At 60.4% G+C, this 11,986-nt stretch carries 10 protein-coding genes; 5 read left to right on the top strand and 5 right to left on the bottom strand.

From position 1 onward, the window contains the following. A complete protein-coding gene (gloA2, locus tag EI291_RS17660) occupies window positions 1–390 on the top strand; it encodes an SMU1112c/YaeR family gloxylase I-like metalloprotein (protein WP_125423087.1) in 390 nt (129 codons plus the stop codon). Between the two features lie 137 nt (window positions 391–527). Here the strand turns inward: gloA2 and EI291_RS17665 are convergent, their stop codons facing one another. Both EI291_RS17665 and EI291_RS17670 read right to left on the bottom strand, forming a co-directional pair. Then, entirely contained in the window at window positions 528–1,238 is a 711-nt protein-coding gene (locus EI291_RS17665) for a hypothetical protein (RefSeq protein ID WP_125423090.1), read from the bottom strand. Between the two features lie 84 nt (window positions 1,239–1,322). After that, window positions 1,323–1,973, bottom strand: coding sequence for a hypothetical protein (locus EI291_RS17670; RefSeq protein WP_125423092.1), 651 nt, complete (start codon window positions 1,971–1,973; stop codon window positions 1,323–1,325). A gap of 126 nt (window positions 1,974–2,099) precedes the next feature. Between EI291_RS17670 and serA the strand changes: the two genes are divergently transcribed. Further along, on the top strand, window positions 2,100–4,001 hold the full coding sequence (serA, locus tag EI291_RS17675) for a phosphoglycerate dehydrogenase (RefSeq protein WP_125423131.1): 1,902 nt from the start codon (window positions 2,100–2,102) through the stop codon (window positions 3,999–4,001). A 91-nt stretch (window positions 4,002–4,092) separates the two neighbouring features. Here the strand turns inward: serA and EI291_RS17680 are convergent, their stop codons facing one another. Both EI291_RS17680 and EI291_RS17685 read right to left on the bottom strand, forming a co-directional pair. Next, a complete protein-coding gene (locus EI291_RS17680) occupies window positions 4,093–5,874 on the bottom strand; it encodes a T9SS type A sorting domain-containing protein (protein WP_125423095.1) in 1,782 nt (593 codons plus the stop codon). A 405-nt stretch (window positions 5,875–6,279) separates the two neighbouring features. Then, window positions 6,280–7,560, bottom strand: coding sequence for a D-alanyl-D-alanine carboxypeptidase/D-alanyl-D-alanine-endopeptidase (locus tag EI291_RS17685; RefSeq protein WP_170172708.1), 1,281 nt, complete (start codon window positions 7,558–7,560; stop codon window positions 6,280–6,282). A 214-nt stretch (window positions 7,561–7,774) separates the two neighbouring features. On the opposite strand from EI291_RS17685, the gene EI291_RS17690 reads away from it, so the two are divergent. The 3 genes from EI291_RS17690 (at window position 7,775) to EI291_RS17700 (ending at window position 11,748) form a co-directional block, all read left to right on the top strand. Next, on the top strand, window positions 7,775–8,647 hold the full coding sequence (locus tag EI291_RS17690; protein WP_125423101.1) for a T9SS type A sorting domain-containing protein: 873 nt from the start codon (window positions 7,775–7,777) through the stop codon (window positions 8,645–8,647). Between the two features lie 125 nt (window positions 8,648–8,772). After that, on the top strand, window positions 8,773–9,327 hold the full coding sequence (locus EI291_RS17695) for a hypothetical protein (RefSeq protein WP_125423104.1): 555 nt from the start codon (window positions 8,773–8,775) through the stop codon (window positions 9,325–9,327). Between the two features lie 90 nt (window positions 9,328–9,417). After that, window positions 9,418–11,748 carry a GAF domain-containing protein gene (locus tag EI291_RS17700; protein ID WP_125423107.1) on the top strand — a complete coding sequence of 777 codons (2,331 nt, stop codon included), beginning with the start codon at window positions 9,418–9,420 and terminating at the stop codon, window positions 11,746–11,748. 22 nt (window positions 11,749–11,770) lie between these two features. Here the strand turns inward: EI291_RS17700 and EI291_RS23045 are convergent. Next, on the bottom strand, window positions 11,771–11,986 hold a 216-nt coding region (locus EI291_RS23045), incomplete at its 5' end, for a hypothetical protein (RefSeq protein WP_205701626.1).

Genomic DNA, 11,986 nt, shown 5'->3' on the forward strand with positions numbered 1-11,986 from the left:
ATGCTGCCACTCCTCCGCGTCCATCACATTGCCATCATCGGCTCCGACTACGCCCGCTCCAAACAGTTTTACACGGAGGTACTGGGCCTGCGCATCATCCGGGAGGTGTACCGGGAGGCGCGGCAGTCCTGGAAGCTGGACCTAGCCCTGAACGAGCAGTATATCATCGAGCTGTTTTCCTTTCCCAAGCCGCCTCAGCGCCTCTCCCACCCCGAGGCCACCGGCCTGCGTCACCTGGCCTTTGCCGTGTCCGATATAGAGGCCACCATTGCGCACCTTACGGCCCACGGCGTGGCAGCAGAGCCCATCCGGGTGGATGAGCTGACGGACCGGCGCTTCACCTTTATTGAAGACCCCGACGGGTTGCCGCTGGAATTTTACGAGGAATAACCAGCCGATAAAAAAACAGCGCCCCGGCCTGAACTGGTGGCCGGGGCGCTGTTGCAGCTGCGGGTCGAATTTGAGCCAACCTGCAGGCTTGCAAGGAATATACGGCGGGCTTCGCACCCGGGTTGCCGGCTTGCTGGTTAGCTTTTTACGAGGCGGCAAACCAAACCCAGGCGCAGCATGCGGCTGTACAGGTCGTTGGTGCCGCCTACGAAGCCCGCGCGGTAGTTGCTTAGGCCGTGGGAGTAGCCCACAGCCACCCCAAAGCGGTGATAATAGGCCGTCAGGTTGAGGCGGGCTCGCACGTCGGGGGTGCCGCTGGCGTACCGCTCCGTATCGGTGGTGTAGCGGCTGGTTCCGTTCGTAGCTTCTGCCTTTTCCCGCAGGTGTTGCCGGAATCCTACTTCCGGGCCTAGTGTAGCATCGAGTTCCATCTGCCGGACCCGAAACCGCCACCCGATAAATCCGTGGGCCTGAATGGAGCTGTTGGTCAGAATAGCGTGGCCGCTGGCCGCGTCGCCGCTTGGAATGTCGCCATATAGCCGGTCAATGTTCACCCGGCTGCGCAGCCACTCGTAGCCGGCCTGCACCCCCATCAGCAGTCCGCCGGCCGTTACCCGCTGCACCTGTCCCGCTCCGCCGTACGACAGCGTAAACCGGTTGCCATACGGGTTATTGGTGTAGTGCGGAATCTGGGCCACATCGGATAAAATCAGCTGCGAGGTGTTTGTCGCCGATTCGCCCCGGTAGCCAAAATACCCTGACGTAGCCTGCACGGAGAATTCCGTTTGCTGAGCCTGTGCAGCCGTAGCCAAACCGGCAAATAGTGTGAATAGTACAATACGTTTCATAAGCAGCAGAATGAGGAATGGCAGCGGGCAACAAGCGCCTTCTACTGGTAGAAGCCAGGAAGCCCGCTGCAGGTTGCATCTTGATTATCTGGCTGTTGCTGCCACCGTTAGCTTCCAGTACGACACGGGGCCTTCCTGCCCCAGCGGAAACTCCCGCCGCTTCAGGTACAGCGTATTGGCATCCGTCCAGAACAGCTCCTGCGGCTCCCAGCTGGTAGGCCGCACTTCCCAGAGCGGCCGGAGTACGCCCTGCTGCAGCCGAAAAAGCTGGACGCTGTTGGGTTGGCCGCCGCTGTATTCCAACCCCGGGCAGATAGTGGCTACACTCTGCTGACCGGGCGCGTATTCCGGCCGGCCGTACAGCGTCAGCCGCCGGCCTTCGGGGCTGATCAGCCACCACTCACTGGTTTCGTAGAAAGTTACTTCCAACACATGCCGCTGGAAGCTTGGCAGAAAGCCATGGTAGGTGTAGTGAGTCGTTTCCTCCTCCCCATGCCCGTTGGCAATGGCTTTTTCGTCAATCACCACGTCGCGGAAGGTTTGGGAACCGGCGGTGGTCGGGATGACCAACTGCCCGTTGCGGGCTTTTACCGGGAAGGTAGTGGGCACTTTCACCGACCGGGCCGCACGGTGGGCCTGGGCGTAGGTGGCGGCCGAAATCCGGTGAAACGTCACCGCGGGAGCCGGCGCGGGCGGGCCTGGCAGCAGCACAAGCAGGAGGACGAGCAGTTGCATGGCCCAAGCTACTCGTAAAATTCACTTGCGCCGATGGCCCCGGCCATACTTTTTGGTTGGAAATCGTAGAATGAGCCGGGGCCGACTTGCGCGCTATTGCCCGCGGCCCCCTACCTTGCCCCCATGATGCCCGACAACCCCGCACCACTCCCCTACCTCATCATTGATTTTGACAGCACGTTTACCCAGGTAGAAGGCCTCGACGAGCTGGCCGATATTGCCCTCACCGGCCAGCCCAACCGGGCGGAAGTAGTAGCCGCCATCCGCGCCCTCACCGACCGGGGCATGAGCGGGGAACTGAAGTTTTCGGAGTCGCTGCGGCAGCGGCTGGCCCTGCTGCCGGCCCGGCGCGAGCATATCGGGCTGCTGGTGGAGCGGCTGAAGGGCAAGGTGTCGGAGAGCATCCGCCGCAACCGAGGTTTCTTCGAGCAGTTTCCGGGCCGGGTGTACATCGTGAGCAGCGGCTTCCGCGAGTTCATTGAGCCGGTGGTGGCTGAGTTCGGCATCGACGCCGACCACGTGCTGGCCAACACCTTCACCTTCGACGCCGAGGACCGCATTACGGGCTTCGACGCCACCAACCCGCTCAGCCAGGACGGCGGCAAGATTCTGCAGCTACGCCAGCTTGATCTGCACGGCCCCGTGTACGCCCTCGGCGACGGCTACACCGACTACCAGATCCGGGAAGCCGGCCTGGCCGACCGTTTCTACGCCTTCACCGAAAACGTGACCCGCGACGCCGTGGTGGCCCGCGCCGATGAAGTGCTGCCCTCCTTCGACGAATTTCTATACCAGAACAAGCTCCCGATGACCCTTTCGTATCCCAAGAACCGCATCAAAGTCCTGCTCCTCGAAAACCCCGACCCGCGTGCCGCCGAGCTGTTCCGCCAGGAAGGCTACCAGGTGGAAAGCGTACCCGGCGGCCTCGACGAGGATGAGTTGGCTGCCCGCATCGAGGGCGTGAGCATTCTGGGCATCCGGAGCAAAACCCAGGTGACGCCGCGGGTGCTGGAAGCCGCCAACCGCCTCATTGCGGTGGGCGCGTTCTGCATCGGCACCAACCAGATTGACCTCACCGGCTGCATGAAAAAAGGCATTGCCGTGTTCAACGCCCCATTCAGCAACACCCGCTCGGTGGTGGAGCTGGCCCTGGGCGAAATCATCATGCTGGCCCGCCGCATTCCCGAGAAAAACCCCAAAATGCACCGCGGCGAGTGGGATAAGTCGGCCGGGGGCTCGTTTGAGGTGCGCGGCAAGAAGCTGGGCATCGTGGGCTACGGCAACATCGGCTCGCAGCTGTCAGTGGTGGCCGAGGCCATCGGCCTGCAGGTGCTGTACTACGATGTGGCCGAGAAGCTGCAGCTGGGCAACGCCGTGAAATGCCGCACCCTCGATGAGCTGCTGCAGCAGGCTGACATCGTGACCCTGCACGTGGACGGCCGCAAGGAAAACACCAACCTCATCGGGGCCCGCGAGCTGGCCCTCATGAAGCCCGGCGCGCTGCTGCTCAACAACGCCCGCGGCCACGTGGTGGACGTGCCGGCCCTGGCCGCCGTGCTCCGCTCGGGCCACCTGGGCGGCGCCGCCGTCGACGTATTCCCCTACGAGCCCAAAACCAATCAGGAAGCCTTCGAGAGCGAGCTACGGGACCTGCCCAACGTGCTGCTCACGCCCCACATCGGGGGCAGCACCGCCGAGGCCCAGCGCAACATTGCCGAGTTTGTGCCCGAGCGCATTATGCAGTACGTGAACACTGGCAACACCCAGCAGAGCGTCAACTTCCCCAACATTCAGCTGCCCGAGCAGCAGGCTCACCGCCTCATCCACATTCACCACAACGTGCCCGGCGTGCTGGCCCGCATCAACAACGTGCTGGCCGCGCACCACGTCAACATCCTGGGCCAGTACCTGAAAACCAACGAGCACATCGGTTACGTGATTACCGATATCGACAAGCAGTACGCCCCCGAAGTCATCCAAGCCCTGCGCGAGGTGGAGCACACCATCAAGTTCCGGGTGCTGTATTAAGCATGCAGCTTTCCATTGACAATACCCAAACGCCAACCGGCCGCCCCGAAACAGTTTCGGGGCGGCCGGTTGTGTTGTTGCTGACCAATATCTAGCGGCGTACGATGCGCTGGGTGCTGCTGCCGGCGGCAGTGGTCAGGCGCAGCACGTAGAGGCCGCTTTTCAGATCCGACAGGCCCGGCAGTGCCTGGGCTACCGACGACAGCGTGAGCTGGCGGCTGTACACCGTCTGGCCGGCCAGGGTACTGATGCTCACGGCCGTCGGCTGGGCTTCAGTGCCGGCGGGCAGACCCACCAGCAGTTCCGCTTCAAAGGGATTAGGGAAAGCCGAGAAGCCGGAAACAACAGCCGAAGTGCGAGCTACCACCACTACTGAGGAGTAGGATACAGTGCCATCAATATCCACTTCCCGCAGGCGGTAGTAGGCCGTGCGCAGGTCGGTGGCATCCAGGTACTGATAGGTACGGGAGGTGCTGCTGTTGCCGGCAGCGGCCAGCTCGGCTACTGTCTGGTAGGTTTTGCCATCGGCGGAGCGCTCCACTACAAATTTGGCACTGTTCACCTCCTGTGCCGTGTTCCAGCGCAGCTGGTTGCCGCTGCCGGCAGCCGTGCCAGTGAAGGAGGTAAGCGTAACGGGCAGCGGCCGGGAAGCCGAAACAACATCCTCATACAAGCCAACCGTGCCGGCGGCGTTACCCACAATCAGGTCCAGGTATCCGTCCCCGTCCAAGTCAGCTAGGGCTGGGGCGGAAAACGTGCCCACGTTGGCTACGGTAGTGCCATCGGCTAGCTTCAGAGATACTGGGTTGGTGAAGGTGAAAGCCCCAACGGCCGTCTGCTCGGAGCGGTAGATATTGCCATCCTGCGCACCGATAATCATATCCAATAGACCGTCACCGTCAAAATCTGTGAAAACCGGCTTCGAAAAGTCGCCAACATCCAGAGCAGTACCACTAGCGTTGTTGACGGTTACCGGCGAGGCCGGAATGGTGAAATTGAACGAGTTGGCGCTGGATTGCACGTAGCGGTACAGCATGCCATCCTGACCGCCCACAATTAGGTCCAGCAGACCATCGCCGTTTAGGTCGGTTACAGTAGGCTTCACAATGGCTCCGGCATCAATTGCAGTGCCGGCGCTGTTACCCAGGAAGCCATTATCGGTGAACTGGTAAGCATTGGAAGCAGACTGGATGTAGTGCTTGATGCGGCCATCATTGGTACCGATGAGCAGATCTAGGAGGCCGTCACCGTTCAGGTCCGTCACCGTAGGCTTGGCATAGGTCTGGCCGGTGTTTATTTGGGTGCTGGTGCCAGTCAGCGTTAGGGTACGCGTGGTGAAAGAGCTGGTGCTGTTAGCCGTTGTCTGCTCGTACACGAACATATTGCCCGATTCGTCGCCCACCAGCAGGTCTACCAGCCCGTCCTTGTCCAAGTCGGCGGTAGCCACCGTAGAGTAATCACCCACGTCGATGGTAGTAGCACTGGAGCTGAGAGAGGATGACGCCAGCCGTATATTGCCTGTGTTGGAGGGGCGGGTGACAGTGAAGCTGGTAGCGCTAAGCGCCGTTGCCGTAGCCGTGGTGACCCGGATTTTACCCGTAGTAGCTTCGCGAGGCACTGTGACCGTAACAGAGGTGGCCGTAGGCGTACCGGAAATCGGCATCGGCAAACCGTTCAGCATCACCGATTTGGTAGTGGTCAGATCAATGGCCAGCCCGGTGATGGTTACCGTCGTAGCGGCCACGTTGCTCTGGGTACGGCCACTGGAACCGGAAGTCGGTAAAAAACTGATGGTTTGAGCCGCCACTGCCAACGGCAGTGCCAGCGCAGCAACGGTGAGCAGTTGAATCCGGGAGTGTAAAGAACAGAACATACGGCGGTAGGTAGAGCTGGATTGCAGCGGACAGAAGGATCAGCAACAGACAGCCGCAACTGGCTTTTGCTGTTTGACTGTGACAAAGCTATCCTACCCTTTCCGCACCACCGAACCTGCTTTCCCGCTTTGGGCCGTATTCCTGTTGAACTTGGGTTATTCCTCCTCCAACGCCCCTTTAAACTGGTTCAACTATTCACACAGAAAAAGCAGCCGTTCACATAGAAAAGAAACCAATATTTAATTAAATATCTGAAAATCAGACAATAAAAATAAGGCTTTTACATATGAATTATATTATCCAGCTAACCTAAACGGGTATGACCTGTGCTATCTACTCTTTCCCATTTTCGGAAAAACCCCTGCCAATATCTACCGCTGCACGGCTGTCTGCAGAGTGGTTAATCAGAGTTTTTCCCGCACCTGCGTCAGTACCCGTTCCATCTCCCGCCGGATGTCAGCGGTGGGCACCACGTGATTGTTGTTCAGGAAGCTGAACGCCAGCAACCGTCCCGAGCGGGTACGGACGTAGCCCACCAGGTTGTGGTTGTTGGTGAGCGTGCCCGTTTTGCCCCACAGCCAGGGGCCGCGCGCGTCCCGGTACACCCGGCGCAGGGTACCCTGCCCCCCGCCCGCCGCCAGCAGGCTTAACAGGCGTGACTCCGGCACTTGCTGATGCAGTTTCAGCAACAGGCCTACCAAAGCGCGGGGCGTCACCAGGTTCAGGCGCGACAGACCGGAGCCATCTACCCACACCGGGGCATCGGGCAGGTCGCGGAGGTAGTTTTGCTGCACCGCCCGGATAGCGCGGGCCGTACTCAGTGAATCAGAGGTAAGCGAGGAGGCGCACATGAGCAGCAGCTGCTCGGCCAGAAAATTGTCGCTCACCCGCAGCATTCGGCGGTACAGGGAGTCAACCGGCAGCCCACGCAGCGTCCGTACGGAATCCTGTGCCCGCAGGCATAGCGGCGCCAGGCGCACGGGCCGCCGCAGCGTATCCTGCAGCAGCTGCATCAGCAGGGCTGGGCTGGTCCGGAACGGGGTTTCATCGACCCAATTAGTAGCCGAGGGGAGCACCAGGAACTGGTTTTCAAGCTCCGGGCGGCGCACATGGTCCTGGGCGGGATTGGGCGTACCAGCCGGGGCCAGCTGCGTAAGCGGGCGGAAAAAGCGCGGCAGTACCCGGGGCATGGGCTGACCGGCTTTGCCATAGAAGCGTACCGTGTGGCCGTAAATGGGAAACGCCCCCCGCTCCGGCTGAAAATAGTAGTTGTAATCATCCCAGCTCCAGCCGGGGCCGAAGGCGGTAACGGTGGGCACCGCCGCGTAATACAGCTGCTCTGGCCGCGTCTGCAGAAACGTAAACGCCCGCCGCGAGGGCACGTCGCCGTGCAGCAGCGTGGGGTCGCCGGTACCCCAGAACAGCAGCGTATCGGGGCGCTGTACATAGTGCAGGCTGGGCAGCGAGTCGGGCAGCAGCTGCAGGCCGGCGTACAGGCTGAACAGCTTCATGGTGCTGGCCGGGGTGAAGTACCGGTCTTCGTTCAGACCAAAAAGTTGTTGGCCCGTGGCTACATCAGTCAGGCAGATCCCGACGTTATGCCGGCGCAGCACCACAGACTCCCGCACGAGCTGTTCCAGCCAGAATGGATTGGCCGCCGGGCGGACGGGAGCTGTGGCAGGCACAGATTGGGCACAAAGCGAAAAAGGCAGCAGGCACCACAGCAGGACGGCGCAACGAGCAAGAACAGTAGACATACTGACTGCAAGATGGCGGATTCGCAGATGAAAAACCCGGCTTGGCCGACCTTTTCGGGCCGCCGTTAAACCTCTCCCGATTATTGCCCTCTATGCCCTTGAATGCCACATTGCTGTACCTCTTCCTGTTAGTATTATCTGCATGAAAGCCGCTTTGCTACCCACTCTTGCACTGAGTGCACTGCTTACCTTTACCTCGCTGGCAACCTCTGCCCGTCCCACGCATCAACCCGGCCCTGACCAGCCGGCGCGCCGCGAAATCCGGGCGTACGTGCAGCAGAATGTGCTGCCCACGGTGCGCCGGCAGCGCCAGAAGCTGGAAGCCCAGCTCTCTACCTCCGATAAGGCGCAGCTGGCCGTGTACCGCGCCCAGCTCCACGACCTGCGGCAGCGCGGCCAAGAGCTGCGCCGCTCATTTGCCGCAGCCAACCCAGCCCAGCCCGATGCCACACCTGCCACCCGCCCGACCCTCACCGAGCCCCAGCAGCAACAGTTGCAGCAACTGCGCACCGAAACCCGCACACTGTTGCAAAGCGTGGGACAGCTGGCCCAGAAATACGACACCGACATTGCCCGCCTCTCGCAGGAGCTGAAACCCCAGAAGGAACAATGGACTACCGACATCAAAGCCATTACAACGCGCTACCCTACGGCCACAGCCTCTCAGCCGCACCGGCGGCGGGCGGGCAGCGTGGCGCGGTTTTTCCGCCCTGCCGCCTTTCTGCTGCTTGATCCGGCCGCATCCACTCCGCCAGCCCCGGCCGCCAGTCAGGTGTATCCAAACCCGGTGGCCGCATCCAGCCAGCTTGCGTACACCGTTACGAAGACCGGTCCCGTGACGATAGAACTACTCGATGGGCGCGGCAACACGCTCCGCACTGTGGCTCAGCAGCCCAGGCAGGAAAAGGGCAGCTACTCCCAGCCCCTTGAGGTAGCCGACCTACCAACGGGCACCTATTTCTTCAAGATTACCACCCGCACCGGGGCCGAAACCAAGCGTTTCGTGAAAGAATAGCACCTGGTTCAATACGCTGCCATCCAAAAGCGTTATCAGGCCGGTCCACTGTGTGGGCCGGCTTTTTTATTGCCCGGAGCCAGAACCCTCCGCTAACCATGAAACCACTCTATCTTTACGGCGCTATGCTGCGTACCCTCCTTACCTGGTTTTGTATTCTGATGACTGCCGCACTGGTTGCGGCCTGCTGCGGCTCCGTCGGCTGTGAGTGCAACGACCGGTACGCCGATGCGGTGAAGCTGCAGTTCAGCGCCGATACGGCGGGTAGCGGCAAAGGCTTCAGAGCCCGGGATATCCGCAACGTGTTTCTGGTGCGCGTACCCAAGGATACGGCCCAGCGTCCTAAAGCCGATACCGTGGCCTTCAGCGGCCCGCGCGCCCAGCAGCTGCGCGATACGCTGGTCATCAACAACCTTACGCCTTTCACCCGCAGCGGCAACCGCAACCTCAACGAGTACCGCTATGAGGTGTACCTGGCGCCTACCCGCCGGGGAACCAAGCTGTTCAGCTACAAAATTGACAGCGTGGCCCTCAACACCCGCCTGCAGGGCGACGGATGCTGCACCTGCTACCAGAACACCAACAAGCTAGTGTACGTGAACGGCAACTCCGGCCCCCTCAATCTCACCGACCCCAGCGGCGAAAATCGGCTGGTGCCGCTGGTACTGATTAAGCCCTAGTGCGGTACCAACGGCTCACTGGCTTTCCCGTATAACCTAACGCGCCCCGGCCGGCTGTAAGTGCCTGGCCGATGTGCTTCCCCTCCTGTTATGCTGAAAGAACCGACTCCGGCCGTTTCCCCCACTTTTCCCTTCCGGACCACCCTGAGTCTGGAAACCCTGATTGCGTACTGGCGGGCGGGCGAGGATTCCGCTAACGAAGGTATTGCCCTGCTGTCCCGTTCGGTAGGCCAGCAGGTAGCCGCCGCCGCCGACTGGGCCCGGGGTAACATCACCGACCTGACGCTGCTGGAATGCAACTGTGACTTGGTGGAAACCCTGATGCTGGCTGTTTTTCCACCAGCCTCTTTTGCCACCGACATTGTTGGCGCTACTGCGCCGTTTCAGCGTCACAGCTTCTACCACACCCCCCGTTTTGCCGAGGTGCTGCTGAACGCCAGCAACATCATCAAGCAGCCGCTCAACATTGATATGCGGCAGTTGGAAGGATACATGACGCGCATGGCCTACCAGCTGATTCTGGAGAAGGTATACGGCGTGAAGCTGCCGCTGCAGGGTACCATCATCTTTACCGTGCCCGATTACAGCATTGGCCTGTACCGGCACTACGGTGTAGAGTTCAACTCGACCTTCCTGGATGTGCAGGTGCACGGCGAGAAGCCCGAGCTAACCCCAGAACAGCTGGATTTCCTGAGTCGGAACCCGCACCGCTCCGAGCTGTGGATGGAGCTGCTGCCGCCCGAGCGGTTTGAACTGGTAGGCTTCAATATTCTGCACCTGGTAGATGTAACCGAGCAGGAAATACTCTCAGAACTGAAGTACGATTTGCTGGAGCGGGACGTGCTGCAGGCCTCCGACCGGCTGGAGCAGATTCAGGAGAAGCTGCGGGTACTGTTTGGCAAGCCGTTTCTGCAGCTGGGCATTGCCGCCTACGATGAGAAAAAGAAGGCCTTTGTGGACTTCGGCCGCAAAATCAACCACAGCTTCCTCACCAAGCAGCTGCACAACCCCGATGCCAGCTCCGGCTTCCGGCAGATTTACAGCCGCCTGTGGCAGGACCGCCGCCCGCTGGTGCTGGAAGACGTGGAGCAGGCCGACATCCCCGAAGATCTGCGCCAGCAGATTCTGAGCCTGGGCATCCGCTCGGCCATTCTGGCTTTGCTGCCCTACGGCGACGATACGGTGGGTTTACTGGAGCTGGGCTCCCCCAACGTGGGCGACCTAAACGAGTTCAGCCTCGAAAACGTGAATCAGTTTCTGCCCCTGTTTGCCGTGGCTGTGAAGCGCAACGCCGAGGATATTCAGACGCGTGTGCAGGCCATCATCAAGGAGAAGTTTACGGCCATTCACCCCACTATGGAGTGGCGCTTCACCGATGCCGCCCAGAACCTGCTGCAGAAAGTGGAGGACGGCAACCGCCAGGCCGAAATGGAGGACATCGTGTTCCATGATGTGTACCCGCTGCACGGCTCCAGTGACATCCGGGGCAGCAGCACGGCCCGCAACGAGGCCATTCAGGGCGACCTGATTGAGCACCTCACCCTGGCCGGCAAGGTGCTGAAAAAGGCCTCCGAGTTTCAGCAGCTGCCGATTCTGGATGAGCTGAAGTTTTACGTGAACAAGAACCTGCGTCGCCTGCGCCAGGGCATCCTCACCGGCGACGAGGTGAGCATCTTCGAGTCCATTCGCACCGAAATGGAGCCGCTGTTTGAGTACCTGCGCCAGAATACGCCGGAGCTGCAGCCCGTCATCCAGCAATACTGGTCCCACATCGACCCCGAGCTGGGTATACTCTACAAGCGCCGCAAAGCCTTCGAGGAAACTACCACCCTGCTCAACGACGCCGTCAGCAGCTACCTCGATGAAGAGGATACCAAGGCCCAGCAGATGTTCCCGCACTATTTCCAGCGCTTCAAAACCGATGGCGTGGAGTATAACATTTACGTGGGGGCCGCTTTGGTGCAGGACAAGCCCTTCGACCTGGTTTTCCTGAAAAACCTGCGGCTGTGGCAGCTACTGGTGATGGTGGAAATTACCCGACGCACCGCCGCCCTCAAGCCGACCCTGCCCGTGCCGCTGGATACCACCCAGCTGATCCTCATCCACAGCCAGCCCCTGAGCATCCGGTTCCGGCAGGATGAGCGCCAGTTCGACGTGGACGGAGCCTATAACATCCGCTACGAAATCATCAAGAAACGTATCGACAAGGCCACCGTGGCTGGTACCGGGGAGCGGCTCACCCAGCCCGGCCTGATTGCTCTGGTGTACAGCCAGCAGCGCGAGGCCGATGAATACTTCGAGTACATCGATTACCTCCAGGACCGTGGCCTGCTGGAACCCGAAATTGAGGAATTGGAGCTGGAAGAGCTACAAGGCGTAAAAGGCCTGCTGGCCCTGCGGGTGAAAGTAAAATTGAATTAAGGAGTCAGAAACCTGCTACGCACTATTTACCTAAATTCTGCGCAAATTCTGGCAGCGAGATATATTTCATACGGACACCATTTAACTCACATTCATTTATGTTTGGCATCTTATAGCAGATTCGTGAACAGTTCGTCCTGGCTCCGTGCAGCTGCGTAGAATGGAATATGAAACCGTATTCGCTTGATTTGCGCAGCCGCGTGGCGGCCGCCTGCCGCGAGCCTGGGGCGAGCAAGGC

Source organism: Hymenobacter rigui, from assembly GCF_003944715.1.
Taxonomy (GTDB): domain Bacteria; phylum Bacteroidota; class Bacteroidia; order Cytophagales; family Hymenobacteraceae; genus Hymenobacter; species Hymenobacter rigui.

Coding starts and splice junctions, on each gene's coding strand:
- gloA2 (WP_125423087.1), top strand. CDS start 1: ATGCTGCCACTCCTCCGCGTCCATCACATTGCCATCATCGGCTCCGAC.
- EI291_RS17665 (WP_125423090.1), bottom strand. CDS start 1,238: ATGAAACGTATTGTACTATTCACACTATTTGCCGGTTTGGCTACGGCT.
- EI291_RS17670 (WP_125423092.1), bottom strand. CDS start 1,973: ATGCAACTGCTCGTCCTCCTGCTTGTGCTGCTGCCAGGCCCGCCCGCG.
- serA (WP_125423131.1), top strand. CDS start 2,100: ATGCCCGACAACCCCGCACCACTCCCCTACCTCATCATTGATTTTGAC.
- EI291_RS17680 (WP_125423095.1), bottom strand. CDS start 5,874: ATGTTCTGTTCTTTACACTCCCGGATTCAACTGCTCACCGTTGCTGCG.
- EI291_RS17690 (WP_125423101.1), top strand. CDS start 7,775: ATGAAAGCCGCTTTGCTACCCACTCTTGCACTGAGTGCACTGCTTACC.
- EI291_RS17695 (WP_125423104.1), top strand. CDS start 8,773: ATGCTGCGTACCCTCCTTACCTGGTTTTGTATTCTGATGACTGCCGCA.
- EI291_RS17700 (WP_125423107.1), top strand. CDS start 9,418: ATGCTGAAAGAACCGACTCCGGCCGTTTCCCCCACTTTTCCCTTCCGG.